25 protein-coding genes and 3 tRNA genes are annotated in these 25,030 nt (G+C 70.4%); 11 read left to right on the forward strand and 17 right to left on the reverse strand.

Translation table 11 applies throughout. The annotated features are described in order from the left end of the window. Nucleotides 1-211: 211 nt before the first annotated feature. The 7 genes from HUO13_RS35260 to HUO13_RS35285 all read right to left on the reverse strand — a co-directional run bounded on the left by HUO13_RS35260 (nt 212) and on the right by HUO13_RS35285 (nt 3,388). A complete protein-coding gene (locus tag HUO13_RS35260) occupies nt 212-1,066 on the reverse strand; it encodes an IS3 family transposase (protein WP_249124304.1) in 855 nt (284 codons plus the stop codon). Further along, entirely contained in the window at nt 1,063-1,386 is a 324-nt protein-coding gene (locus tag HUO13_RS37960) for a helix-turn-helix domain-containing protein (protein ID WP_249124305.1), read from the reverse strand. The genes HUO13_RS35260 and HUO13_RS37960 overlap by 4 nt, the downstream gene beginning before the upstream one ends. 251 nt (nt 1,387-1,637) lie before the next feature. Continuing rightward, nucleotides 1,638-1,714 (reverse strand) — tRNA-Phe (locus HUO13_RS35265). A 30-nt stretch (nt 1,715-1,744) separates the two neighbouring features. Then, a tRNA-Asp gene (locus HUO13_RS35270) sits at nt 1,745-1,821 on the reverse strand. A gap of 16 nt (nt 1,822-1,837) precedes the next feature. Then, nucleotides 1,838-1,910, reverse strand: a tRNA-Glu gene (locus HUO13_RS35275). Nucleotides 1,911-2,270: 360 nt separating this feature from the next. After that, complete coding sequence (locus HUO13_RS35280) at nt 2,271-2,885, reverse strand: ScbR family autoregulator-binding transcription factor (protein WP_211899167.1); 615 nt, start codon at nt 2,883-2,885, stop codon at nt 2,271-2,273. Between the two features lie 263 nt (nt 2,886-3,148). Then, complete coding sequence (locus HUO13_RS35285) at nt 3,149-3,388, reverse strand: hypothetical protein (protein WP_211899168.1); 240 nt, start codon at nt 3,386-3,388, stop codon at nt 3,149-3,151. 295 nt (nt 3,389-3,683) lie between these two features. On the opposite strand from HUO13_RS35285, the gene HUO13_RS35290 reads away from it, so the two are divergent. Both HUO13_RS35290 and HUO13_RS35295 read left to right on the forward strand, forming a co-directional pair. Then, the gene (locus HUO13_RS35290) at nt 3,684-3,896 is read left to right on the forward strand and encodes a heavy-metal-associated domain-containing protein (RefSeq protein WP_211899169.1); all 213 of its coding nucleotides are present in this window, start codon (nt 3,684-3,686) and stop codon (nt 3,894-3,896) included. Between the two features lie 471 nt (nt 3,897-4,367). Then, a complete protein-coding gene (locus HUO13_RS35295) occupies nt 4,368-5,048 on the forward strand; it encodes a hypothetical protein (protein WP_211899170.1) in 681 nt (226 codons plus the stop codon). Between the two features lie 176 nt (nt 5,049-5,224). Here HUO13_RS35295 and HUO13_RS35300 read toward each other — a convergent pair whose 3' ends face one another. The 3 genes from HUO13_RS35300 to HUO13_RS35310 are packed head-to-tail and all read right to left on the reverse strand — an operon-like array spanning nt 5,225 to nt 10,043. Next, on the reverse strand, nt 5,225-6,376 hold the full coding sequence (locus HUO13_RS35300) for an acyl-CoA dehydrogenase family protein (protein WP_211899171.1): 1,152 nt from the start codon (nt 6,374-6,376) through the stop codon (nt 5,225-5,227). Between the two features lies 1 nt (nt 6,377). Continuing rightward, on the reverse strand, nt 6,378-8,396 hold the full coding sequence (locus HUO13_RS35305) for an acetyl/propionyl/methylcrotonyl-CoA carboxylase subunit alpha (protein WP_211899172.1): 2,019 nt from the start codon (nt 8,394-8,396) through the stop codon (nt 6,378-6,380). Between the two features lie 33 nt (nt 8,397-8,429). Further along, nucleotides 8,430-10,043, reverse strand: coding sequence for a carboxyl transferase domain-containing protein (locus tag HUO13_RS35310; RefSeq protein WP_211899173.1), 1,614 nt, complete (start codon nt 10,041-10,043; stop codon nt 8,430-8,432). A 97-nt stretch (nt 10,044-10,140) separates the two neighbouring features. On the opposite strand from HUO13_RS35310, the gene HUO13_RS35315 reads away from it, so the two are divergent. From HUO13_RS35315 to HUO13_RS35330, 4 genes are all read left to right on the forward strand, one after another. Continuing rightward, nucleotides 10,141-10,719: an SACE_7040 family transcriptional regulator gene (locus tag HUO13_RS35315; RefSeq protein WP_211899174.1), complete on the forward strand. Its 579-nt coding sequence runs from the start codon at nt 10,141-10,143 to the stop codon at nt 10,717-10,719. A 103-nt stretch (nt 10,720-10,822) separates the two neighbouring features. Then, nucleotides 10,823-12,529 carry an aa3-type cytochrome oxidase subunit I gene (gene ctaD / locus HUO13_RS35320; RefSeq protein ID WP_211899175.1) on the forward strand — a complete coding sequence of 569 codons (1,707 nt, stop codon included), beginning with the start codon at nt 10,823-10,825 and terminating at the stop codon, nt 12,527-12,529. Nucleotides 12,530-12,745: 216 nt separating this feature from the next. Beyond that, nucleotides 12,746-13,702: an ATP-binding cassette domain-containing protein gene (locus HUO13_RS35325; RefSeq protein ID WP_211899176.1), complete on the forward strand. Its 957-nt coding sequence runs from the start codon at nt 12,746-12,748 to the stop codon at nt 13,700-13,702. 116 nt (nt 13,703-13,818) lie between these two features. After that, nucleotides 13,819-14,571: an ABC transporter permease gene (locus tag HUO13_RS35330; RefSeq protein ID WP_211899177.1), complete on the forward strand. Its 753-nt coding sequence runs from the start codon at nt 13,819-13,821 to the stop codon at nt 14,569-14,571. On the opposite strand, the gene HUO13_RS35335 is transcribed toward HUO13_RS35330, so the two are convergent. Continuing rightward, nucleotides 14,516-15,112 (reverse strand): hypothetical protein, encoded by a 597-nt coding sequence (locus tag HUO13_RS35335; protein WP_211899178.1) that lies wholly within the window; start codon nt 15,110-15,112, stop codon nt 14,516-14,518. The genes HUO13_RS35330 and HUO13_RS35335 overlap by 56 nt on opposite strands. 57 nt (nt 15,113-15,169) lie before the next feature. Here HUO13_RS35335 and HUO13_RS35340 point away from each other — a divergent pair, with 57 nt between their 5' ends. Continuing rightward, nucleotides 15,170-15,640, forward strand: coding sequence for a MarR family winged helix-turn-helix transcriptional regulator (locus tag HUO13_RS35340; protein WP_211899179.1), 471 nt, complete (start codon nt 15,170-15,172; stop codon nt 15,638-15,640). A 27-nt stretch (nt 15,641-15,667) separates the two neighbouring features. Here HUO13_RS35340 and HUO13_RS35345 read toward each other — a convergent pair whose 3' ends face one another. Further along, on the reverse strand, nt 15,668-17,173 hold the full coding sequence (locus tag HUO13_RS35345; RefSeq protein WP_249124306.1) for an arylsulfotransferase family protein: 1,506 nt from the start codon (nt 17,171-17,173) through the stop codon (nt 15,668-15,670). A gap of 393 nt (nt 17,174-17,566) precedes the next feature. Between HUO13_RS35345 and HUO13_RS35350 the strand changes: the two genes are divergently transcribed. Then, the gene (locus HUO13_RS35350) at nt 17,567-18,778 is read left to right on the forward strand and encodes an MFS transporter (protein ID WP_211899180.1); all 1,212 of its coding nucleotides are present in this window, start codon (nt 17,567-17,569) and stop codon (nt 18,776-18,778) included. A 79-nt stretch (nt 18,779-18,857) separates the two neighbouring features. Continuing rightward, nucleotides 18,858-19,688, forward strand: a complete 831-nt coding sequence (locus HUO13_RS35355; protein ID WP_211899181.1) for an aldo/keto reductase — start codon at nt 18,858-18,860, stop codon at nt 19,686-19,688. A gap of 144 nt (nt 19,689-19,832) precedes the next feature. Here HUO13_RS35355 and HUO13_RS35360 read toward each other — a convergent pair whose 3' ends face one another. Together HUO13_RS35360 and HUO13_RS35365 are read right to left on the reverse strand one after the other, a co-directional pair. Then, nucleotides 19,833-20,045 (reverse strand): hypothetical protein, encoded by a 213-nt coding sequence (locus tag HUO13_RS35360; RefSeq protein WP_211899182.1) that lies wholly within the window; start codon nt 20,043-20,045, stop codon nt 19,833-19,835. Further along, complete coding sequence (locus HUO13_RS35365) at nt 20,042-20,275, reverse strand: zinc finger protein (protein WP_211899183.1); 234 nt, start codon at nt 20,273-20,275, stop codon at nt 20,042-20,044. The genes HUO13_RS35360 and HUO13_RS35365 overlap by 4 nt, the downstream gene beginning before the upstream one ends. A gap of 172 nt (nt 20,276-20,447) precedes the next feature. Here HUO13_RS35365 and HUO13_RS35370 point away from each other — a divergent pair, with 172 nt between their 5' ends. Further along, nucleotides 20,448-21,305, forward strand: a complete 858-nt coding sequence (locus tag HUO13_RS35370) for a helix-turn-helix domain-containing protein (RefSeq protein ID WP_211899184.1) — start codon at nt 20,448-20,450, stop codon at nt 21,303-21,305. Further along, on the forward strand, nt 21,302-21,502 hold the full coding sequence (locus HUO13_RS35375; RefSeq protein WP_211899185.1) for a DUF397 domain-containing protein: 201 nt from the start codon (nt 21,302-21,304) through the stop codon (nt 21,500-21,502). Before HUO13_RS35370 ends, HUO13_RS35375 begins: the two co-directional genes overlap by 4 nt. Nucleotides 21,503-21,582: 80 nt before the next feature. Here the strand turns inward: HUO13_RS35375 and HUO13_RS35380 are convergent, their stop codons facing one another. The 3 genes from HUO13_RS35380 to HUO13_RS35390 form a co-directional block, all read right to left on the reverse strand. Beyond that, on the reverse strand, nt 21,583-22,149 hold the full coding sequence (locus HUO13_RS35380) for a GNAT family N-acetyltransferase (RefSeq protein WP_249124307.1): 567 nt from the start codon (nt 22,147-22,149) through the stop codon (nt 21,583-21,585). Continuing rightward, nucleotides 22,146-23,228: a ribosome small subunit-dependent GTPase A gene (gene rsgA / locus HUO13_RS35385; RefSeq protein ID WP_211899186.1), complete on the reverse strand. Its 1,083-nt coding sequence runs from the start codon at nt 23,226-23,228 to the stop codon at nt 22,146-22,148. The genes HUO13_RS35380 and rsgA overlap by 4 nt, the downstream gene beginning before the upstream one ends. Nucleotides 23,229-23,728: 500 nt before the next feature. Continuing rightward, the gene (locus HUO13_RS35390; protein WP_249124308.1) at nt 23,729-24,883 is read right to left on the reverse strand and encodes an FAD-dependent monooxygenase; all 1,155 of its coding nucleotides are present in this window, start codon (nt 24,881-24,883) and stop codon (nt 23,729-23,731) included. Nucleotides 24,884-25,030: the final 147 nt, after the last annotated feature.

Raw genomic sequence — 25,030 nt, forward strand, 5'->3', positions numbered from 1 at the left:
ACACCGGGATCAATAAGCGGGTCACCCGGCCAGAGCCGCGCGGCTGGCCACGGGCTCGCGGGCGGCGTGATCGCGGGCACCGAGCCTCCGGGGTCCAGTACAACCGCCGGATGCCGTTGCCCAACGATCGCAGGACCGGGAAAAGAAGAAGCCCCCACCGAGATTGAACTGGTCCCCTGGAGTTGGACTGGTTAAGTGAGAGCTTAAGGGGTTAGACGGCGAGGGCCTGTGTCCGGTATTGCACCGGGCTCAGGCCCTCGAGTCTTGTTGAGATGCGGTCGGTGTTGTACCAGGCGATGTACTCGTGCAACGCGGTGATGAACGCGGCCGCGTTGAGGAACGTGGCGTGGTGGAAGAGTTCTTCTTTGAGGTGCCCGAAAAAGCTCTCGATGACGGCGTTGTCGAGGCAGTTGCCCTTGCGGGACATGGACTGGGTCGCGCCGACACCGGCGAGCAGTTTGCGCCAGGAGGCGTGCTGGTAGTGGAACCCTTGATCGGTATGCACCAGCGGCGCCTGACCGGCCTCCAGTGACGCGAGGGCGTCCTTGAGCGCCGTGTTGGTCAGTGTGAGGGTGGGTGAGCTGCCGACCTGGTAGGCGATGATCTGCCGGTCGAACAAGTCCATGATCGGCGACAAGTAGACCTTCTGCTCGCCGATGGCGAACTCGGTCACGTCGGTGACCCACTTCTGGTTCGGGGCGCTGGCGGTGAAGTCACGGGCCAGCAGGTTCGGGGCGGTCTTACCCACCTCACCCTTGAAGGAGTTATAGCGGCGACGGCGGCGGACGCGGCAGGCCAGGCCGAGCTGCCGCATCAGCTTCAGCACGGTCTTCTTCGCCACCCGCCAGCCCTTCTTGACCAGCACCGCATGAACACGGCGATGCCCGTAGCGCTCCTGGTTGTCCTCGAACGATGTCGTGATCGCGGCCTTGAGCTCAGCCTGCGGATCAGCCCTGCGGGAGCGGGCCTGGTGATAGAAGAACGTCGACCGGGCAAGCCCGGCGACAGCCAGCAGGTCAGCGAGCGAATGTTCAGCCTTGAGAGACAGGACGGCCTGGATCTTCACCGCCGTTCTTGCTCCCTCAAGGCCCGCAGTTTTCCCAGGTAAGCGACCTCCGCTCGCAGGCGGGCGTTCTCCCGCCGCAACTGCTCCACCTCGCTAGGGCCGTCGGTGTCGTCGGGTGGTTGAGGTGGGCGGCCTTTCGGTTTCGGGCGCAGCCCGTCCTCGCCCTGCCGCCGATACATCCGAGCCCACGTCTTCACCAGCTGCGGTGACGACAGGTCGTGCTCGGCGGCCAGCTCCGAGGCCGGCTCACCAGCGAGGAAGCGTTCCACCACGGCCAGCTTGAACTCGAACGAGAACGACCGCTTGCCCGGCTTGCTCACCAGCGCTCCTCTGCCATGGATCTTCCACCGCTGATACAAGCGCCGGACCGGCCACCGCGCCACGTCAAGCAACGTCGACACCGCGTTATCAGCCAAGCCCTGCTCGAACCACGCTACCGCCGCCTCCCGCTGCACCCCAGACAGCGAACTACGTCCATCCATACGACTGCTCCCCGGACGCCGGAACTGAATTTCTCAGTCCAACTTCCGGGGAGCAGTTCAGATCGGTAGGGGCTGTTCGCAGCTCTTGGTGGTGGCCAGGGGCGGGGTCGAACCGCCGACCTTCCGCTTTTCAGGCGGACGCTCGTACCAACTGAGCTACCTGGCCGTTCGCGCCCGGCTCAAAGCCGAACCGCTGTGGCGACCCAGACGGGACTCGAACCCGCGACCTCCGCCGTGACAGGGCGGCGCGCTAACCAACTGCGCCACTGGGCCATGTTCTGTTGTTGCGTACCCCCAACGGGATTCGAACCCGCGCTACCGCCTTGAAAGGGCGGCGTCCTAGGCCGCTAGACGATGGGGGCTTGGCCGATTCGGAACCGACCCGGCCTCGCCTCCAACCGGCTTTCCCTTTCGGGGCGCCCCGTTGGGAGCAGTGAAAGCTTACGACACACCCCCCAGCGCCCCACAACGGGGGGGTCCCCAAACCTCACGAACCCCCGCGGCGACCACGCCGGCCGACTGCGTCGATCGCCACCATATGCCATCCGACCAGCCATTTCCATCGACTATCTCCCGTCGACCCAGTGGCCCACCTCCGCCACCCAGCACCCCCGCCGGGGCTTCCAGGGGGCGATCCGGGCCGGAAAACGAGTCTCGGCGGATATTGTGATCCACGCCTCACGATCAGCGCGGCGTCCACCAAGCGGCAGCCCGCCGGCAGATCAGCGGGGCCGTTCGTCGGGCGGCTGGAGCATCGGGTTGGTCCGAAGCCACTCCGGAGTCGCGGCGCCGCGCAGGACGACGCGCCACACCTCGGCGGTGCGCCCGGTGGACGCCGCCCCGCGATCGATCGTCCGCGCGCCTACCAGCGCCGCGTACACCACCCGCGCCAGCGCGCGGGGATCGACCGCAGGCAGGAGGTAGCCGCTGTCAGCGGCGCGGCCGAGCAGCTCGGCCAGGACCTGTTCCCAGTCCGGCGGGGTGGCGGCATCGACCTCGCGCCGGCAGGCCAGGCGCATTCCGGCGCGCGTCGCCACGTCCTCGTCGAGCGCCGCGAGCAGCTCGTCGACCAGGCCGATCGCCGTGGACAACGGGTCAAGGCCCTGACGGACCCAGCGCCGCCAGAGCGCGGGCCAGCGTTCGCGCTGCTCCCGGACGAGCACCCGCGCGACGTCTTCCTTGGACGCGAAGTGGAAGTAGAAGGCGCCCTTGGTGACCCCACCCCGCCGCAGGATGCCGTTGAGCGTGGTCGCCTCGTAGCCGACGCGGTCGAACTCCTCCGCGGCCGCGACCAGGATGGTCCGCCGAGTGGCTTGCGCCCGACGCTGCTGGGGCATGACGCGGCTCCGGCGACTCCGTCGTCGGCCGCGGCCTGCCTGACCTCAGCGTCGCGGCCCACGAACAGTTGATCAACTACGTCGCGAAGTTACCGCGTGGGCCCGCCCGGTGCCTATCCGGTGTTCGGTGGCCGCACATCCGCCGAGCCGGACCTGGCGGCTCCGGAAAAAGAGACCGACAGGTATGTTTCCCCGCGGTGGCCGCTGTCGGCCGCCCGCGTTCGGTGTGAGCCGCGAACCGGGGGGTGTGCGGCTCACACCGATCACCGGGTGACCGGTGCCTCCCCGTCCGCATCGGGGACCAGGCCGAGCATGTCGAGCAGCAGGCGGCAGTCGGCCGCGTTCTCCGCCCGGCGCGCGACCGCGATCCGCGCCCGGTGGACCTGCTCGGGTGATATCCGGTTGGGTTCCCCGCTGCGCTGAGCGGGCACGCCGGAAGCGGACCGCGACAGCCCGTCTTCCTGTTGCCACAAGAACTTTCTTACGTCGAGCGACCCGTACATGGTGCCTCCCCGCTCGGGTTTCGCCGCAGGCTATCCACAGGTTGTCAACAGCCGCAGCCCCCCACAGAGTGATTTGACGTCGACGCTGAGTAATCGACCTTGCCGGCCTCGATCCACATCGGATGCTGACCCGTCGCCACGACATCGGCAACCCGGCGACCCGAACCGGGCACTCCCGTCCACTCCGGACCTCGGGCGCGGCTCGGGCGGCCTCCGCCCGGGCGCCTCCGCTCCTACCCCCCAGGGGTATATAGTCGGCGGCAGTCCGGCCAGTCCGACCGCGAAAGGACCCCCGATGAGCACCCAGACGTTCACCGTCACCGGCATGACCTGCGGACACTGCGTGAAGTCGGTCACCGAGGAACTCTCCGAGATCCCCGGCGTCACCGACGTGCAGGTCGCCCTCGACAGCGGCCTGGTGTCGGTGACCAGCGAGCAGGAGCTGAGCCGCGACGCCGCCACCGCCGCCGTGGGCGAGGCGGGCTACGACATCTCCGCCTGGAACTGAGCGCGAGCGGCGGATCGCCGCCCCGGCCCGGCCCGGCCCGGCCCGTCGTGAGTTGTGCCACCGCCTGCCGGCGTGTGGCCGCCCGCGGCGGGCTTCCGGACCCCAACCGCGCGCGCGAGCGCACCTGAACCGCGGCCCCGCCAACGCACGGCGTGGCGCGCCAACACACGGCGGGCCGATCAAGCGGAGCGGGCACCGGAAATCGAGCCGGAAACGCCCTACGACGAGGAGATCCGCAGGTCCGGGGCACCGGAAACCGCGCCTCCGGTTGTCATCGAAACGATGGCCGCTGATCTCTCCCCACGGCCCGGGACGCCGTGCCACAATCGCAGACGCTGACGAACCCCCGGTCAGCAACTGTGGAGATCCCCTCCGGGCCCCCGTGCTCCTCCCCCTGGCGCGGGGGCCCTCCACTGTGTGACGCAGAACACGCCGGTGTGCTGATCGCAATCGAACCGTTATCGTGTCCGCGTGGCTCTAGGACGAACCAAGATCGGGCGCCGGCAGAAGGCGGACAGCTACGCCGAACCGGAGGTGGCCGAGCCGGATCACGAGCTCGACGACTACCTCGCGGCGCTCGCGCCGGAGGAGAGCGTCGAGACGACTGGTTCGGGGCGCCGCTTCGGCGTCTCGCAGGTCTACCAGCTCCGCCTGCCCCTGATGGCCAACGAGAAGCTCAAGGAGCTCGCGGCGAAGCAGGGCACCTCTCCCGCCGCGCTCGCGCGGGACTGGGTCATGCAGCACCTGGCGCTGGAGGACCAGGACGCTCCCGCGCAGCCGCAGGACTCCGCGACGACGCAGCAGCCGACCCACCAGCAGACGCAGCACGTCCAGCCGCCGACGCAGCAGGTGCCGGCGCCCGGGCAGCAGCACGGCGGACACCCGCCCATGGCTCAACCTCCGACGACACAGCCCCCGACGACACAGCCGCCGACGACCCGTCAGCCGCGCCCGGGGCGCCCGCAGCCCCCGGGGCCCGCGCAGCCCCCGGCGTGGCCGCAGGAAGCCAATGACGGCTACGACGAGACCTACCCGGGGCACTACCCGCAGTCGGGCCCGCAGCAGCCGTACGGCGACCCCGAGGAGACCGACACCGAGATCACCATGCCGCGCGGTGGCCACCAGTCCCGGGTGAGCCCGTTCTTCAGCTGACGCGCTGGAACGGACCAGGGTTTCTGCCGACGGGGACACCCCCGACTGACTCCGTCGGCAGATTCAGCGAAAGCAGCCGTGCGCTTCTCCGAGCGCACGGCTGCTTCGTCTGCCGGACCGCCAGGGCCGTTTCACAAGCGGTGTCCAGCCGCTTGGGACCCGCACCGCCGCGGGTTCTAGAGACCCAGCTCCTTGGCGATCAGCATCCGCTGGACCTCGCTGGTGCCTTCGCCGATCTCCAGGATCTTGGCGTCCCGGTAGAACCGGGCGACCGGCGTCTCGTTCATGAACCCGTAGCCGCCGAAGATCTGGGTCGCGTCGCGGGCGTTGTCCATCGCCGCGTTGGACGAGACCAGCTTGGCGATCGCCGCCTGCTTGCGGTACGGCTCGCCGCACAGCATGCGGGCCGCCGCGTCGTAGTAGGCCAGCCGCGCGGTGTGCGCGCGCATCTCCATGTCGGCGATCTTGAACTGGATGGCCTGGTACTCGCCGATCTTGTGCCCGAACGCCTCGCGCTCGCCCGCGTAGCGCAGGCACTCGTCGACGCAGCCCTGCGCCAGCCCGACGCCGAGCGCGGCGATGGCGACCCGGCCCTCGGTCAGGATCGACAGGAACTGGGCGTACCCGCGGCCGCGTTCGCCCAGCAGGTTCGCCGCGGGCACCCGGCAGTCGTCGAAGGACAGCTCGTGGGTGTCGGAGGCGTTCCAGCCGACCTTGGAGTACTTCTTGGCGACGGTGAAGCCCGGGGTGCCCGACGGCACGATGATCGCCGAGATCTCCTTGCCGCCGCCGGGCTTCTCCCCGGTGACGGCGGTGACCGTGACGAATGAGGTGATGTCGGTGCCGGAGTTGGTGATGAACGCCTTGGAGCCGTTGATCACCCACTCGTCGCCGTCCAGCACTGCCGTCGTGCGGGTCGCGCCCGCGTCGGAGCCGCCGCCGGGTTCGGTGAGCCCGAACGCGCCGAGCGCCTCGCCGGTGGCGAGCGCGGGCAGCCAGGTGCGCTTCTGCTCCTCGCTGCCGAAGCGGTAGAGCGGCATCGCGCCCAGCGACACCCCCGCCTCCAGGGTGATCGCGACCGAGGAGTCGACCCTGGCCAGCTCCTCCAGCGCCAGGCACAGCGCGAAGTAGTCGCCGCCCATGCCGCCGTAGTCCTCGGAGACCGGCAGTCCGAACAGGCCCATCCGGCCCATCGTGGCCACGAGCGGGTAGGGGAACTCCTCGCGCTCGTAGTAGTCGCCGATGACCGGCGCGACTTCCTTGCGGGCGAAGGTCTCCACGCTCTCGCGCAGCGCCTCGTGTTCCTCGCTCAGCCGGTGATCCACCATCTCAGGCCTCCTCGTGGGCACCTGCGGTGAGGACGGCCAGCGGCTGGTCCAGCCCGACCGACTGTCCTCTTCGGACGTGTACTTCTGTGACGACGCCGTCGACGGGGGCGGTGATGGTGTGCTCCATCTTCATCGCCTCGACGACGAACAGGGTCTGGCCGGCCCGGACCTGCTGGCCGGTGGTGGCGTCGGCGACGAGGACGGTGCCCGGCATCGGGCTGGTCACGGCGCCGTCCGACCCCGCGGCGCCTGGCCCCCGGTCGGCCAGCAGCCGGTGCTCGGTGAGCGCCCAGGCGTGGCCGTCGGCGGCGAGCCAGGTGACGCCGTCGCCGCGGGCGACCCGGTAGCGGCGGGTGCGTTCCCGGTAGGTGACGGTCAGCACGTCGTCGCGGAGCTCGGCGCGGGCGGGGCCGGTCGAGTCGCCGACGGTGACCGCCGCGTCGGCCGCGCGGCCCCGGATGCGGACCTCGACCTGCTCCTCCGGTCCGGCGAACCGCCAGACGGCGGGCGCGGGGGCGCCGAGCCGCCAGCCGCCGGGCACGTCCCAGGGGTCGACGACCGGGCCGGCAGGCTCGTCGGCGAGCAGCCGGTCGAGGGCGGCGGCGACGTAGACCTCGTGCGGGGTGGTCGCGCTCGCGGCCACGAGGTCGTCGAGATCGCGTTCGACCAGTCCGGTGTCGAGCCGGCCTGCGCGCACGTCGGAGTGGGCCAGCAGCGAGCGCAGGAAAGCGACGTTGGTGTGCACGCCGAGGACCGCGGTGTCGGCGAGCGCGGCGTCTAGCCTGCGCAGCGCGCCGGCGCGGTCCGGTGCCCAGGCGATGACCTTGGCCAGCATCGGGTCGTAGTCGGAGCCGACCGCCATCCCGGTCCAGACCCCGGAGTCGACCCGGACGCCGGTGCCCGCCGGTTCGTGCGCGGCGAGGACGTCACCGCCGGTGGGCAGGAAACCGCGGGTCGGGTCCTCGGCGTAGACGCGGGCCTCGACGCTGTGCCCCTCGATGCGCAGCTCGTCCTGCGCCCACGGCAGCGGCTCGCCCGCGGCGACCCGGACCTGCTGCTCGACCAGGTCGATGCCGCGCTCGGCGCCGACGGCCGTCACCAGCTCGGTCACCGGGTGCTCGACCTGCAGGCGGGTGTTCATCTCCATGAAGAAGAACTCGTCCGGTGCGTCGGCGGAGACGATGAACTCGACCGTGCCCGCGCCGACGTAGCCGACCGAGCGGGCCGCGTCGACCGCCGAGGCTCCGATGCGCGCCCGCGTCTCGGAGTCGAGCAGCGGCGACGGCGCCTCCTCGATGATCTTCTGGTGCCTGCGCTGGAGGCTGCACTCGCGCTCGCCGAGGTGGACGACGCCGCCTTGCGCGTCGGCCAGCACCTGCACCTCGATGTGGCGCGGGCGCGCGACGTAGCGCTCCACGAACAGCGTGTCGTCGCCGAAGGACGCCCGCGCCTCTCGCCGGGCCGACGCGATCGCCTCGTCCAGCGCCGACTCGTCGTGGACGGCCCGCATGCCCTTGCCGCCACCGCCCGCGGACGGCTTGAGCAGCACCGGGAAGCCCGCGTCGACCGCTGCCTTGCGGATGTCGGCGTCGGACATGCCCGGTTCGCTGCGGCCGGGCACCACCGGCACGCCCGCGGCCTGCACGGTCTGCTTCGCGCGGATCTTGTCGCCCATCGAGTCGATGGCCGACGCCGGCGGGCCGATGAAGACGATGCCCGCCTCGGCGCAGGCGCCGGCGAACGCGCTGTTCTCGGCGAGGAAGCCGTAGCCGGGGTGGATCGCCTGCGCGCCGGTGCGCCGGGCGGCGTCGATGATCCGCTCGATGTGGAGGTAGCTCTCGCCCGCCGCGCGCGGTCCGATGTGGACCGCGGTGTCGGCTTCGGCGACGTGCCGGGCCGAGCGGTCGGCGTCGCTGTAGACGGCGACCGAGCGGATGCCGAGCCGCCGCAGCGTCCGGATCACCCGGACCGCGATCTCACCGCGGTTGGCGACCAGCACCGAGTCGAAGTGCTGCACCATCGAAGTCCCTCCAGGTCTCGGGGTGGTCACCGGTCACATCCGGAAGACGCCGTAGCCGACCGGCTCCAGCGGCGCGTTGGCAGCTGCTGAGAGCGCCAGGCCGAGCACGGTGCGGGTCTGCATGGGGTCGATCACGCCGTCGTCCCACAGCCGGGCGGTCGAGTAGTACGGGTGGCCCTGGTTCTCGTACTGGTCGCGGATGGGCTGCTTGAACGACTCCTCGTCCTCGGCCGTCCACTCCTGTCCGCGCGCCTCGTACTGGTCGCGGCGGACGGTGGCCAGCACCGAGGCCGCCTGCTCGCCGCCCATGACCGAGATCCGGGCGTTGGGCCACATCCACAGGAACCGGGGCGAGTAGGCCCGCCCGCACATCGAGTAGTTGCCCGCCCCGAACGAGCCGCCGATGACCACGGTGAACTTCGGGACCCGGGCGCAGGCCACCGCGGTGACCATCTTCGCGCCGTGCTTGGCGATGCCGCCCGCCTCGTACTCCTTGCCGACCATGAAGCCGGAGATGTTCTGCAGGAACACCAGCGGGATCGAGCGCTTGTCGCACAGCTCGATGAAGTGCGCGCCCTTCATCGCGGACTCGCTGAACAGGATGCCGTTGTTGGCGATGATGCCCACGGGATGCCCGTGGATGCGCGCGAAGCCGGTGACCAGGGTCGGGCCGTAGTCGCGCTTGAACTCGGCGAACCGGCTCCCGTCGACGACGCGGGCGATGACCTCGCGCACGTCGTAGGGGGTGCGGCTGTCGGTGGGCACGACGCCGTAGAGCTCGCCGGGGTCGACCACCGGCTCCTCCACCGGGGCGACGTCCCACGGGCGGGCCGCGCGCGGGCCGAGGGTGCTCACGATCGACCGGACGATGCGCAGCGCGTCCGGGTCGTCGGCGGCGAGGTGGTCGGTGACGCCGGAGGTGTGGGAGTGCAGCTCACCGCCTCCGAGCTCCTCGGCGGTCACCTCGGCGCCGGTGGCGGCCTTCACCAGCGGCGGGCCGCCGAGGAAGATGGTGCCCTGCTCGCGCACGATCACGGCCTCGTCGCTCATCGCGGGCACGTACGCGCCGCCCGCGGTGCACGAGCCGAGCACGGCGGCGATCTGCGCGATGCCGCGCGCGGACATGGTCGCCTGGTTGTAGAAGATCCGCCCGAAGTGCTCGCGGTCCGGGAACACCTCGTCCTGCCTGGGCAGGAAGGCGCCGCCGGAGTCGACCAGGTAGATGCACGGCAGGTTGTTGTGCAGCGCCACCTCCTGGGCGCGCAGGTGCTTCTTGACCGTCATCGGGTAGTAGGTGCCGCCCTTGACGGTCGCGTCGTTGGCGACCACGACGCACTCGCGGCCCGAAACTCGGCCGATGCCGGTGATGATCCCGGCCGAGGGCGCCTCGTCGTCGTAGAGGCCGTGCGCGGCCAGCGTGGACAGCTCCAGGAACGGCGAGCCGCGGTCGAGCAGCGCGTCCACCCGGTCGCGGGGGAGCAGCTTGCCGCGCTCGACGTGGCGCAGGCGGGACTTCTCCGGCCCACCGAGGCGGGCGCGGTCGAGCTCGGCGTCGAGGTCGGCGACGAGCTTGCCGTGGTGCTCGGTGTAGCGCGCGTAGGACTCCGAGGCCGGGTCCACGGCCGTGGTGAGGACGGGCGCATCCATGCGTTGTGCACACCTTCCGCGGTTCAGCGCGTTAGTCATCGTTAACCAACGGGATCGATGTTAACGGCGACTAACCCCTTCGTCTAGTATCGACACGATGGAGGCAAAGCAGTCCCGGCGCGAGCAGATCCTGGAAGCCGCCGCGGAGCTGTTCGCCCGCTACGGCTTCCACGGCGTGGGCATCGACGACATCGGAGCCGCCGTCGGCATCTCCGGCCCCGCGCTGTACCGGCACTTCCGCAGCAAGGACGGGATGCTCGCCGAGATGCTCACCGGCATCAGCGACCGGCTGCTGCACGGCGGCCAGGGCCGGGTCGCCGCGGCGGCCGACCCGCGCGCCGCGCTCGACGAGCTGGTGCGCTGGCACGTCGAGTTCGCGCTGACCAACCCGGCGCTGATCACCGTGCACATGCGCGACCTCGACAGCCTCGCCGAGGCCGACCGCCGCAAGGTGCGCGAGCTGCAGCGCGGCTACGTCGAGGTCTGGGTGGAGGTGCTGCGCCGGGTGCGGACCGACCTCGACGAGCCCACCGCCCGCGCGGCGGCGCACGCGGTGCTCGGGCTCATCAACTCCACGCCCTACAGCGCCCACCTGGGCACCGGGTCGATGTCCGACCTCCTGCACCGCATGGCGCTCAACGCCCTCTCCGCGCCCGCGGCGGTTCCGGGCGGCTGACCCGGCACGATCTCACCCGAACGGATCAAGGACACGGTTTGCACCGGGCTGACCAGGGGCGAAGACTGGAATCGTCGAGGTCGGCAAGCCAGGGAGGCAGGCCATGGCCACGGTCCAAGCGCGCCCCACGGCGGTGCCGACGCGGGCGTCCGGCCGAGCACGCCCGCTCAAGGGCAAGCGGCTGGTGCCGTGGCTGCACACCACCGACCCCAAGCAGATCGGGCTGCTCTACCTGATCACCGCGTTCGGGTTCTTCATCGCGGGCGGCGCGATGGCGCTGCTGATCCGCGGCGAGCTCGCCTCGCCCGGCCTGCAGTTCCTGTCCCAGGAGCAGTACAACCAGCTCTTCACGATGCACGGCACCGTGATGCTGCTGCTGTTCGCGACGCCGATCGTCTTCGGCTTCGCCAACGTCATCCTGCCGTTGCAGATCGGCGCGCCCGACGTCGCGTTCCCCCGCCTCAACGCCTTCTCGTACTGGCTGTTCCTGTTCGGCGGGCTGATCGTGATGAGCGGCTTCCTGATGCCCGGCGGCGCGGCCGACTTCGGCTGGACGGCCTACACCCCGCTGTCGACCCTCAACGTCGGCTACGGCGGTGACCTGTGGATCACCGGCCTGATCGTCAGCGGTCTGGGCACCATCCTCGGCGCGGTCAACATGATCACGACCGTGGTGTGCATGCGCTGCCCCGGCATGACGATGTGGCGGATGCCGATCTTCACCTGGAACGTCTTCGCCACCAGCCTGCTGGTGCTGATGGCGTTCCCGATCCTGACCGCCGCGCTGTTCGGCCTGCTGGTCGACCGCCACCTGGGCGGGCACGTCTTCGACCCGGCCAACGGCGGCGCCATCCTCTACCAGCACCTGTTCTGGTTCTTCGGGCATCCCGAGGTCTACATCGTGGCGCTGCCGTTCTTCGGCATCATCACCGAGATCATCCCGGTGTTCAGCCGCAAGCCGCTGTTCGGCTACACCGGGCTGGTGTTCGCCACGCTGCTGATCATGGGCCTGTCGGTGATCGTGTGGGCGCACCACATGTTCGCCACCGGCGCGGTGCTGCTGCCGTTCTTCTCCTTCGCCACGTTCCTGATCGCGGTGCCGACGGGCATCAAGTTCTTCAACTGGATCGGGACGATGTGGAAGGGCCAGGTCACGTTCGAGTCGCCGATGCTGTTCGCGGTCGGGTTCCTGGTGACGTTCCTGCTCGGCGGGCTGACGGGCATCCTGCTGGCCTCGCCGCCGCTGGACTTCCACATCACCGACACCTACTTCGTCGTCGCGCACTTCCACTACGTGCTGTTCGGAACGATCGTGTTCGCGGTGTTCGGCGGGGTCTACTTCTGGTTCCCGAAGATGACCGGCCGGATGATGGACGACCAGCTGGGCAAGCTGCACTTCTGGCTCACGTTCGTGGGCTTCCACATGACGTTCCTGGTGCAGCACTGGCTGGGCGACGAGGGCATGCCGCGCCGGTACGCCGACTACCTCGAGTCCGACGGGTTCACCGCGCTGAACATGGTCTCGACGATCGGCGCCTTCATCCTCGGCGCGTCGATGCTGCCGTTCCTGTGGAACGTGTTCAAGAGCTACCGCTTCGGCGAGGTGGCCGACGTCGACGACCCGTGGGGCCACGGCAACTCGCTGGAGTGGGCGACCTCCTGCCCGCCGCCGCGGCACAACTTCACGGACCTGCCGCGCATCCGCTCGATCCGGCCCGCGTTCGAGCTGCACTACCCGCACATGGCCGAGCGGCTGGAGTCCGAGGCGCACGCGACGCTGTCCATTCGGGGCAGCAAGTCGTCTTCGTGACCGTTTCTTTACCGAAGCGGGGAAAGCCCATTTCAGGGGCTGTTTGACAATTCCGCCGGCATTTATGTCTGGCGGACGTTTCCGCAGGTCAGCCCAAACATGAATGTCCTGTTCACGTTTGACAGGCGGCATTCGGTGCACACAGGATCAATTCATCCGAAAGCAAACCCCTGACCAGGGGTTTCTTCGTCATGCCCAGCCCAGAGGAGGCCGAGGTTGATCCATGCCCGCGGACTGACCCGCAGTTTCAAGGTCAAGAAGGAGAGCGTCGAGGCGGTGCGGGGTCTCGACCTGGACGTGGACAGAGGGCAGCTCGTCGCGTTCCTCGGCCCCAACGGCGCCGGGAAGTCGACCAGCCTGCGCATGCTGACCTCGCTGCTGCCGCCGACCTCCGGCACGGCCACGGTCGCCGGCCACGACGTGGTGGCCGAGCCCGCCGCGGTGCGCGCACGCATCGGCTACGTCGGCCAGAAGAACAGCGCCGGCGAGAACTTCCGGGTCCGCGACGAGCTGGTGACGCAGGGCCGCTGCTACGGCCTCGGCCGGTCGGAGGCGGGCAGGCGCGCCGACGAGATCATGGAGCTGCTGGAGCTCACGCCGCTGGCCAAGCGCAAGCCGGGCACGCTCTCCGGCGGCCAGCGCCGCAGGCTCGACATCGCGATGGGCCTGATCCACCGGCCGGAACTGCTGTTCCTGGACGAGCCGTCTACCGGCCTGGACCCGCAGAGCCGCGCCAACATCTGGGAGCACGTCCTGCGGCTGCGCGAGCAGCACGGCACCACCCTCTTCCTCACCACGCACTACCTGGAGGAGGCCGACACGATGGCCGAGCGGGTGGTGATCATCGACCACGGCCGGATCATCGCCGACGGCACCGCCGAGGAGCTCAAGAGCGACCTCGCGGGCGACCGCATCACGGTGGTGGCCGAGGACGCATCCGGCGCGGCGGTGGCCGCCGAGATCGGGTCGCGGCTCGGCGAATCGTCGCTGGAGGCCACGACCGTGCGCGTGCGGGTGCCCAATGCCACGACGGCCCTCCCCGACTACCTGCGGGCCCTCGACGCGGCCGGCGTCAAGGTCACCGCGGCCGAGACCTCGCGGCCCACCCTCGACGACGTCTTCCTCGGGCTGACCGGCCGCAGCCTGCGCGAGAGCGAGAAGGAGGCGGCGTGACCGACCGAGATGGTGCCCCTGATCCCGCGGGAGGTGGCGTGAGCGCGCCGCAGCCCGCGGGAGCCGGCGTGACCGACCGCGTGTCCACCCCCACCAGCCCGCGAGGGAGCCGACGCATGAGCAGCTTCGTCCGCGACACCGCCACGGTGTTCACCCGGGAGTTCGCACCCGCCTGGCGGGAACCGCTGGCCATGGTGTTCGGCATGGCCCAGCCGCTGCTGTTCCTGTTCCTGTTCGGACCGCTGCTCGGCGGGACCGCCGCGGGCGGTGAGTCGACGTGGCAGTGGTTCGTGCCCGGCGTGCTGATCATGATGTGCCTGTTCGGGCCGATGATGGCCGGCTACAACCTGCTGGTCGAGCTGGGCAGCGGCTCGATGGAGCGGATGCTCGTCACGCCGCTGAACCGCAGCGCGATGCTGGTGGGCCGGACGCTCAAGGAGTTCCTGCTGCTGGTCGTGCAGGCCGTGCTGATCATCGCGGTGGCGTTGCCGATGGGGTTCCGGCTGCACGTGCTCGGCGTGCTGGCGGGCCTGGCGCTGCTGGCGCTGTTCGCGGTCGGGCTCGGCGCGCTGTCGTTCGTGCTGGCGATCGTGTCGCACCCCAGCGGCGAGCTGTTCTACATGGTGACGCAGGTGCTGCTGTTCCCGGTGTTGCTGCTGTCGGGGGTGCTGCTGCCGATGGACTTCGGTCCGGGGTGGCTGCAGGCCGCCTCGAGGCTGAACCCGGTCGCCCACATCGTCGAGGCGGAGCGGGCGCTGTTCGACGGGCGCTTCGCGGAGATGCCGGTGCTCTACGGCGTCGTCGCGGCCGGGCTCATCGCCTGGATCGGGATGTGGCTGGGGAACCGGGCGATGCGCCGCGGCGTGTAGCCGCCGGGTGGGCGGGGCCGGACCGGCTGGTCCGGCCCCATGGCTTGTAGACGTTGATCGCCGCGACGAAGCTCAGCGCGGTGATGGCGACGGCCGGGGCGACCACGATCGAGACCGCGTCGCCGCCCACCGCGTCGGCGACGGGGACTTCCGGGGCCGCGGCGAGCACCTTCGCCGCGGCCCCGCGCATCAGCGGGGCGAGCGACAGCTGCACGAGCGCGGTCATGACGGCGGTCAGCACCAGGCTGACCACCACCCACCAGTGGCGCAGGAGCCCCCACTTCGTGCCGACCGACAGGGCGATCCCCGAGACCAGCGCCAGCCCGCTGATGGGCTGACCGGGCGTCACGACCACGCCGAGCGCGATGTAGGCGGCGCGGCTCACCTGCGGGTCCGCGTGCAGGAGCCCGGTCAGCCCGAGCACGAGCAGGCAGACGCTCAGGCCGATCCAGGCGACCGAGGCGATCACGTGCGCCGTCAGCACCGCCTTGCGGGCCTTCGGCGACAGGGCGGCGCTCGTCCGGCGGCCACTCCGCAGCATGGCTCCATTCACGAATTATTTGTACCATGAACGATTCGTGATTGGTAGAGTATCGGGGTGCCACCGCAGCCCCACGCAAGATCCGGTCCCGCCTTCCTGCTGACCCAGCTCGGCACGCGCGCCGCGATGCTCTTCGCCGAGCGCGTCGCGGCCCTCGACCTCACGCCGCCGCAGGTCGGCATGCTGCGCATGATCGGCACCGAGGCGGGGCTGAGCCAGCAGCAGCTCGCGGGCAGGCTGGGCATGCTACCGAGCAAGGTCGTCTCGTTCGTCGACGAGCTGGAGGGCCGCGGCCTGGTCGTCCGGGCGCGCAGCGCCCGCGACCGCCGCGTCTACGAGCTGACGCTCACCGACAAGGGCGAGGAGCTGATGCGGCAGGTGCGGGAGGTCGCGGCCCAACACGACGCCGACTTCTGCGGCCCGCTGGACACCTCGGAACGCGAACAGCTGGCCGGCCTCCTGCGGCGCCTGGCCGAGCACCACGACCTGACGCCGGGCGTGCACCCCGGCTACCGCCACCTCGGGTGACCGGCGCCAGGCGCGAAGCCCTCCGGGTCAGCCCGCGAACGCCGGAACCGCGGCCGGAGCCTGAACCGGAGCGGAGCGGCCGATGACGTTGCCGCCCGCGTCGAGGGCCTCGACCGCGGCGAACGCCTCCGGAGCGGGCAGGGCGGCGGCGGTCTCGAAGCCGCTGCGCGCCACGTCGGCCACCGGGCGAAGCTGATCGGCGGCCGGTCCGGCCAGGACGCGCCAGCCGCGGACCTCGGTGGCGCCGTTCCAGCTCGCGTAGACCGTCGGCGCGCCGTCGGCACCCGGCTGCAACGCCGCCACCGGCGGCTCCGAGGGCGCGCCCACCCACGGCAGCCGGAACGCACGGTAGGACGGCATGCCGTCGCCGAACTCGCCGTGCATGACGACGTTGCCCTCGGCGTCGAACTCGGTGAAGTTCGCCTGCGAGCCCCAGCCGACGAAGTGGTTGCCGCCGGGCAGGACCTGGTGGCTGGACTGGCTGACGCTGGTGGTTCCCTTCGGGTGCGGGAACGCCTTGACCAGCGAAACCTTGCGCGCCTGCTGGTCAACACCGAGCACCAGGGCCCGCGAGGCAGGGCCCGGCCGGTCGGAGGCGTTGTCGAACAGGGTGAGCGTGCCGTCGGGCTGCCGGCGCGCGTCGTGCTGCCAGGCGAACGCGGCGTCCGGGGCGACCTGGAAGTCGCTGCGCTTGCCGCCGAGCCGCCACTGCACGGCGCCGGTCTCGCGGTCGACGAGGTAGAGCGCGCTGGTGTGCCGCGCCGAGACGAGCAGGTCACCCTCGGCGGTCTCCTGGATCGAGTTCAGGTGGACGTAGTCGTAGGGCTTGCCCTCGGGCGCGGGGACGTTCGACTCGTCGAGCCCGACGTGGTCGAGGCTGTGCCACTCGAACAGCACCCGGCCGCTGGCGATGTCGATCTCCTGGATCACGCCCTCGACCACCGGCCGGTCGAGCTGCACGGTGTTGTAGGCCATCACCAGCGCCGTGTCGCGCGGGGTGATGACCAGCTCGTGCAGGTCGGCCTGGAGGTTGTTGCCCATCCGGATGGTGGCGATCTGCTTGTAGGACTGGTTGGTGATCACGTACTCGCCGGAGCCGAAGCCCGGGTGCGGGCGCCCCTGCCACCACGTGAGCACCGGCTTGCCCTGGTACTGCTGCGCCTTGAAGTCCATGCCGAACTGGCCGACGCCGTCGCCGACGGGCTGGGACCACACCGGCTGGCCGGTGTCGTCGACGATCAGCGGCCCGCCCTGGGCTCCTTTGCCGTAGGGGGCCAGGAAGACGTAGCCGGGAGCGGTCCCGTCGGCCGGCGTCTCGACGTTGACCACCGGCGGCGTGAGGTCCGGGCGGGTGACGAAGTGGCTGGGCTGCGGCGGGGCCCCGGAGCCCTCGCCCTCGTCCATGAACTGCGCACTGCCCGCCGTCGCGGAGGCGAAGAGCAGCGCGAGTGCGGCCAGGACCACGACCGGCCCTGCCACCAGCGAGTTCCACCACAGCGTTCGGCGTGAGTCGTGCCGGACTGCCCGGTCCATGAAGCGCTCCGTCCACCCGAAGATCAGGCCGACACGTCTACCACCGGTCGAACATCGTCGAACAGCCGATTTCTTAAAGTTTCCACGCTTTCACTGCGCGGAAGGGAATTGGACCGATGGGCAGTGCGCACATCTCCAGCGGCTCCGGACTGTGCGGCCACCCAACCCTCGACTGTCCACTATGCACGGTTTCTGGCCTGCGAAGTGAGGCGCTTCATAGCGATTCGCGGGAACAGCTCCCGGACGTCTACTGTTGATGACGTCTGGGAGGCGCCATCGATTGCCGCGTTCCTGAATCGTTCCCTCAGCCGGTTCCCGCCAGCCATCGAGCGGCGGACGGCCGAGGTGCGAGCACCGATTCCCGCCCGGCACGTTGTTCTCGAGGAGTACTCCTTGCCCATTGCCCTGCTGGCACTGGCCATCGCTGCTTTCGGCATCGGAACGACCGAGTTCGTCATGATGGGGCTGCTGCCCGACGTGGCGTCGAACCTGCACGTGTCGATCTCCGACGCGGGCGGCTACATCTCCCTGTACGCGATCGGCGTCGTCGTCGGCGCACCTCTGCTGACCATCGCGGGCATGCGGGCGCGGCGCAAGACGATGCTGAACAGCATGTTGGTGCTGTTCACCATCGGCAACCTGCTCTCCGCACTCGCGCCCACCCACGGGCTGCTGCTGGCGGCCCGCTTCGTGGCCGGCCTGCCGCACGGCGCCTTCTTCGGCATCGGCGCCGTGGTCGCCGCGAGCCTGGTGGCTACCGACAAGCGGGGCCAGGCCATCTCGATGATGTTCATCGGGCTCACCGTGGCCAACATCGTCGGCGTCCCGCTGGGCACCCTGCTCGGCCAGGCCATGGGCTGGCGCTGGACGTTCGGCCTGGTCGCGGTGATCGGGCTGGTGGCGCTGGCGGCCGTGGTCACCCTGGTGCCGCAGCAGCCCAAGCCGACCGACGTTAGCGTGCGCGGCGAGCTCAAGGCGTTCCGCCGCCCGCAGGTGTGGCTGGCCTTCGCCATCGTGGTGTTCGGCTTCGCCGCGACGTTCTCCTTCTACACCTACATCAAGCCGGTCCTCACCGACATCAGCGGTTACACCCCCACCGCGGTCACCCTGCTGCTGGCGCTGTTCGGCGTGGGCATGACCGTCGGCACCGCCGTCGGCGGCCGGCTGGCCGACCGCGCTCCGATGCGGACGCTGTACGTGTTCCTCACCCTGCTCGCGGTCGCGCTGACGGCGTTCGTGTTCGCCTCGCACAGCGCGGTCCTGGCGGCGGTGAACGTGTTCCTGATCGGCGCGTTCGGCTTCGCCGCGATCCCCAGCATCCAGGCCAGGATCCTGGACCAGGCCAAGGAGGCCCCGGCGCTGGGCTCGGCGAGCATCCAGTCGACGTTCAACATCGCGAACTCGCTGGGCGCCTACCTGGGCGGCCTGGTCCTCGCGGGCGGCTTCGGACTCACCTCTCCGAGCTGGGTCGGCGCCCTTCTGGCCCTGGTCGGCCTGGGCTTCGCGGTGGTTTCCGGGCAGCTGGACCGCAGGTCGCGCACCGCGCAGCCGGCCCGCGCCACCGAGCGCGCCGAGCCGGTCGCGATGAGCGAGGTGTCCGGCTAGCCCGGCCTCGCAGGCCGTGCTGTGATGGGGGCGGCCCGGTCAGCAACGCAAGTTCGAATCCTCTGGAGGCAGAACACAAATGACTCAGGTTCCCAGCATCACCCTCAACACCGGCGCGGAGATGCCCCAGCTCGGCTTCGGGGTCTTCCAGGTTCCGGCCGACGAGGTGGTGGAACCGGTCCGCACCGCGATCGAGGCCGGCTACCGCAGCATCGACACCGCCAAGGTCTACGGCAACGAGGAAGGTGTCGGCAAGGCCATCGCCGAGTCCGGCGTGCGCCGCGAGGACCTGTTCGTCACCACCAAGCTGTGGAACGACGACCAGGGCTACGACAGCACGCTGCGCGCCTTCGACGAGAGCCTGGCCCGGCTCGGCCTGGACTACGTGGACCTGTACCTGATCCACTGGCCCGTGCCGGGCAAGGACGCCTACGTCGACACCTGGAAGGCGTTCGAGAAGCTGCACGCCGACGGCCGCGCGAAGTCGATCGGCGTGTCCAACTTCCAGATCCCGCACCTGCGCCGGTTGTCCGAGGAGACCGACGTGGTGCCGGCGGTCAACCAGATCGAGCTGCACCCCAACCTCCCGCAGTCCAACCTGCGCGCCTTCCACAGCGAGCACGGCATCGCCACCGAGGCGTGGAGCCCGCTGGGCCAGGGCAAGGGGCTGCTGGAGGACCAGACGCTGCGGTCGCTGGCCGACAAGTACGCCAAGAGCCCGGCGCAGATCACGCTGCGCTGGAGCATCCAGCTCGGCAACGTGGTGATCCCGAAGTCGGTGACGCCCTCCCGCGTGCGGGAGAACCTCGACGTCTTCGACTTCGAGCTGGCCGACGACGACATGTCCGTGATCTCCGGTCTGGAGACCGGCAACCGCGTCGGACCGGACCCGGACGTCCTCGGCGCCTGACCGTCCACCACACCGCGAACACCCCCGCCCCGTTGCAGGAGCGGGGGTGTTCTGCGTGTCGGGCGAGAGAACGCAACCAGGCACGTGGTGGCGGTGGGAGCACCAGGCTGGGAGGGGAAGTCGGCCGTGCTCCCACCACGTCGATCAACGGTCGGCCGCCCTTGAATCGATCACTAGGTGGCTGCTCTGTTCGGCGTCGTTGCGCAGTGCCGCCGACACCCGGTCCAGACAGCCCGCCAGACGCTCGCGTTCGGTTGCGTCGTAGCGGCCACGTTCGACGTCGTCAGCAGCGAGCCCCAGCGCGAGCACCACGCCGCGCATCATCTGCGCCAGCTCGCGGAGATTCGGACGCGTCATCGGGCACCGACCATCGGAGGCAACCCCGCGAGCACCCGGGCGGCGGCGTTGCACTCCGGGCAGGTCTCCCACAACCACGCCATGTCGCCCGTCTCAGCAGCAACGCGCCGCGTGCACAGCGTGGTGATCTCGACGCCGGGGACATACGCGTTGCCCGCCCCTTGCGGATCGATGCTCGCGTGCCTCGCTCCGTTGGCGGGCACCCAGTGGAACGGGTGCTGGGCGTACATCACGGCACCGTCCGCGGTGTGGCGTCCGACTCACGGCCAGTACAGTGCATCGCGACCTCCGGTCTCGCGGTCTCGTTGATTACGAGACCAATGATTGTGGTCCCGAGACCACTTGATCAATCCCCTGATCGGCTGGTCACTGCGCATCTCGGGCTGCATTAGGGTCCGGTGCATGAACGAGACCACTCCCGCACCTCGCGCCTACGTCCTCGGCGCGGAACTTCGGGATGCTCGCGAGAAATCCGGACTCACGCTGCGGAAGCTCGCGAGTGCGCTCGACGTCTCGCACTCGGTCGTTGTTCGCTGGGAACGCGGCGAGCGGGTGCCGTCAACCGAGTCGGTCGCCGCGGTCTGCGCCGTGCTCGGGCTCAACACGGCCGCACGTGAACGGCTCATGCGGCTGGCGCGAGACGCGGTCTCGGAACCACCCAACACGGTGTCGGTCGGCCCGGTCGGCGAGGCAGACCAGCTCGCCGCGCTGCTGGAGTTCGAGCGGATCGCAACGTCCATCACCGACGTCTCGCCGATCGTCGTACCTGGCTTGTTGCAGACTGCTGACTACGCGCGGGCGATCATGAGCGCGGGCATACCCGATGGCGAGACTGACAAGCGCGTGATGATGCGGCTCGGCCGCAGAGAGCTGATCACCCGACGACGCTCGCCGGTGCGATTCGCTGCCTTGATGCTGGAGGCGGCGTTGCACCAGTCGATCGGCGGACCCGAAGTGATGCTGGACCAGCTCCAGTTCCTGCTGGAGATGGGCGAACGCGACAACGTCGAGATCCGCGTCATCCCACAGTCTGCGGGGTGGACACCGGCCCACGTAGGGCCGTTCGTGTTGCTGGAGTTCGTGAAGGCGGCGCCCGTGGTGCACCTGGAGCACCACAGGTCAAGCGCGTTTCTGCGCGACGAAGGAGACGTGCGCGCGTTCGTCTCCGCACGAGAAGATATCGATCGGGTGGCGATGAGTCCGACCAAGTCGCGTGAGCTCATCGCCGACGTCATCAACCGTGAGGAGACGACGACGTGACGGTATCTCAGCAGCCCGTCGGCTGGCGCAAGTCCAGCCGCAGCAACCAGGAAACCAACTGCGTGGAGGTCGGTCGCGTGGGTGGTGGCGCGGCGGTCCGGGACACCAAGGACCGCGCCGCCGGGCACTTCACCACCACCGGTGGCCAGTGGTCGGCCTTCGTGGCCGCGGTCAAGGGCGGCAGGTTCGACCGCTGAACCGCTGAAGCCGCGAACACCCCCGCCCCGGTTCCCGGAGCGGGGGTGTTCTGCGTCCACTGTGTCCTGTCGAGGTCCGGTCAGATGCCGAACGGTGGCGGGTACTCGACCGTGCCGCTCGGCACCTCGCCACGCGGGTCGAGCGCGAGCGCCATCATCGCCTCGTCCGGCACCTCGATGGTCAGCCCGATCCCGAACTCCGAGGCTCTTGTGAAGCCGAAGCGCGGGTAGTACTCGGGATGTCCCAGCACCAGCACCAGGTTCTCGCCCATGGCGCGGGCGGCCTCCAGCCCCGCCCTGATCGCGGCCGAACCGGCACCTGTGCGCTGGTGGTCCGGTCGCACCGCGCACGGCCCCAGCGTCAGCGCCGGAGCGCCGTCGACGTGGGAGCGGGTCAGCAGGGCGTGCCCCGCGATCTCGCCCGCGGCGGTCTCGGCCACGATCGACAGGCCGTCGATCCAGGCGGGGTCGGCGCGCAGCGCGTCGACGAGGTCGGCCTCCAGCGGGGTCGGGAACGCGGCCAGGTTGACCGCGCGGATGGCGGCGATGTCGTCGGCCGTCTCGGGCCTGGTGTGCCACTGCACGGTCCGGCTGCGCTCCTCGGAAGTGGCCCCGGATCCCCGGGGCGGCTTGCGGTCGTCGTTCACTTCCTCCCCCTGAACCTGTAGGCAGCCCGCTGCTGCTTGGTGATTGCCTTCCAGCGCTCTTCGCGCTCGGCGCGCAGCCGGGCGTCGCTGCGCGCGGCCATCCAGGCGTTCTCACGTTGCAGCTTGCGGTAGCTGTCGAGGCGGCGGGCGCCGAGCTCGCCCGACTCGATCGCCGCCTGCACCGCGCAGCCCGGCTCGATGTGGTGCGCGCAGTCGGTGAACCGGCAGCCGAGGGCGAGCTCCTCGATCTCGGCGAAGGTCCGCTCCAGCCCCTCCTCGGCGCCGAACAGGCCGACGCCGCGCAGCCCCGGGGTGTCGATGAGCACCCCGCCGTCCGGGAGCGCGACCATCTCGCGGCGCACGGTCGTGTGCCTGCCCTTGCCGTCCTGGGCGCGGACGTCACCGGTGGCCAGGTCGTCGGCTCCGAGCAGGGCGTTGGCCAGGGTGGACTTGCCCGCGCCGGACGCCCCGAGCAACACGACGGTGCCGGTAAGCAGCCCGCGCAGCCGGTCGAGCCCTTCGCCGGTGACGGCACTGGTGGCGACCGCCTCGGCGCCGGGCGCCAGGCCGGCCAGCTCAGCGGTCAGGCCGCCGGGGTCGGCCGCCTGGTCGGCCTTGGTGGCGACGACGACCGGCACCGCGCCGCTCTCCCAGCCCAGCGCGAGCAGCCGCTCGACCCGGCCCGCGTTGAGCCGCACCGCCGCGGACACGACCACGGCGACCGTGTCGACGTTGGCGGCCAGCACCTGGCCGTGCGACGACCGCGAGGAGCCTGCCCGCACGATCGCCGTTCGGCGGGGCAGCAGCGCGACCAGCTCCGGCTCGCCGCCCGCTGCCGGGCGCACCGCGGCCCAGTCCCCGGTGCAAGGACCGTCGGCGGCGGAGAAGGCGACGCGCAGCGGCCCCGCCCCGGTGACGACGTCGCACCGGCCGCGGTCGACGCCGACGACGCGGGCGGGGACGAGACCGGCCCGCCGGTGCGGAGCGAACGAGGTTTCCAGGTCGTCGTCCCAGCCGTAGGCCGACAGGGACGAAGCGGCGTCGCTCTCAGGGCGGGCCGCAGAGGAGTCCGAAGGCACCTCGGCCGGCGCGGACGACTCGGCGTCAGCCGGACGTGCGGGCTCAGCCGGACGTGCGGACTGGGATTGACGTGAGGACCCAGCCGGACGTGCGGAATTGGATTGACGTGAGGACCCAGCCGGACGTGCGGAACTGGATTGACGTGCGGAATCGGATTGCTGTGACAACGGGAGAGCTCCTGTCATGAGGAGCCCCGGCCAGGCACGTGCGCGAGCAGGTCCGAGCACGCGAGCGTTCAGCGGCGCGCCGCGAGGACGCGCGGGAAGCTCACGGGATCAGCGGTCCGTTCGCCGAGCAGATGCAGAGCCGACGTCTAAGAGAAGGCTCAGGCGGCGAGAGAACGTGCGACCGGGGCCCGGGACGTTCGAATGGTCCGGGCGCTGCGTGTGGCAGCACTCACCCAGGCGGCCATCGACGTCACCTCCTGGAGCTTCCCGATCGCGGAACACGGCCTGCGGACACATTCAACCCGACGCGGCGGCACCGGGTCCAACGGTTTTCAGGCGACCTCGACCTGCGGCGTCAGCGCCTGCAGGACGTTGCTGCCCGAACGCAGCGACGCGACCTGGCTGCGGGTGGCCACCCACTTCGGGAACCTGCCCAGCCGCTGCAACGGGGTGCTGCGCTGCGCCGAGGTCAGGGCCGCGGTGCGCGACACCTTCACCGCCCGCGGCCTGCGCTCCTGCTCGTAGGTGCGCAGCAGCGGTTCCGGATCGGCGCTGAGCCCGTCGATGTTGGGCAGCAGGAGGGACAGCAGCCAGGCGTCCTCCAGGGTCTGGTTGGCCGCCTGCGCGACCGCGGGCGGCATCGCGTGCACCGCGTCGCCGAGCAGCGTGCTGCGCGGACCGCCCCACACCCGCGGCACCTGGTGGCGGATGTGCGGGAAGAAGCCGAGGTCGTCGTCGGTGACCGAGGACAGCAGCTCCTCCACCGGCTCCGGCCAGCCGCGGAAGGCCGCGCGCAGGTCGGCGACCGAGAGCTCGGGGTCGCCCTCGCGCCACGGCATGTCGAACCACCAGTGCAGCAGCCCGTCGCCTGCCGGGATGAGCCCGGCGTGGGCGTTTCGGCCCGCGATGTTGAGGGTGCGCGACCCGTGCGCGATGGGCAGGTCGCTGCGGGTCAGGCCCTGCCAGCTCGCCCACCCGGTGAGCTTGGCGGGCGGGCCGCCGAGCACCGAGCGGCGCACCGCCGAGCGCTGGCCGTCGGCGCCGATCACCAGGTCACCGGTGGCGACGCTGCCGTCGTCGAAGCGGACGACCACGCCGTCCTCGGCCTCGGTCACGCCCGTGCAGCGCCGTCCGAAGTGCAGGACCTCGGCGGGCAGCGCCTCGGCGAGCTTGACGATCAGCGTCCGGCGCGGGATCTCGACGGTCGGCGAGCCGAGGCGCTCGGTGACCGCGTCCAGGTCGGCCTCCCACAGCAGCCGCCCGCTCTCGGTGACCGACCGCAGGCTGTGCAGCTCCCGGCCGACGCCGTCGAGCGAGACGCCGAGGTCTCGCAGCGCCGCGGTGCCGTTGCTCCAGACCGTCACACCCGCGCCGCCGTCGCGCAGCGCCTCGGCGTGCTCGAACACCTGGACGTCGTGACCCTGCTCGACCAGCCCGTTGGCGACGGCGAGTCCTCCGATACCTGCCCCGACCACGAGAACCCGCATCGTCTCCATCCAATTCACCGACGGTGCTGTCGTGCCGATTTTATCCAGACGACCGGATGGACCGGTTTGTCCTTCGTCACAGCTCATGCGCGTTGCGGACCCGTTGCACGTCCGAGAACCGATCGTTGAAGTCCGGACTATGCAGGC

Origin of the sequence: Saccharopolyspora erythraea (genome assembly GCF_018141105.1) — a bacterium.
In the GTDB taxonomy this organism is placed as follows: domain Bacteria; phylum Actinomycetota; class Actinomycetes; order Mycobacteriales; family Pseudonocardiaceae; genus Saccharopolyspora_D; species Saccharopolyspora_D erythraea_A.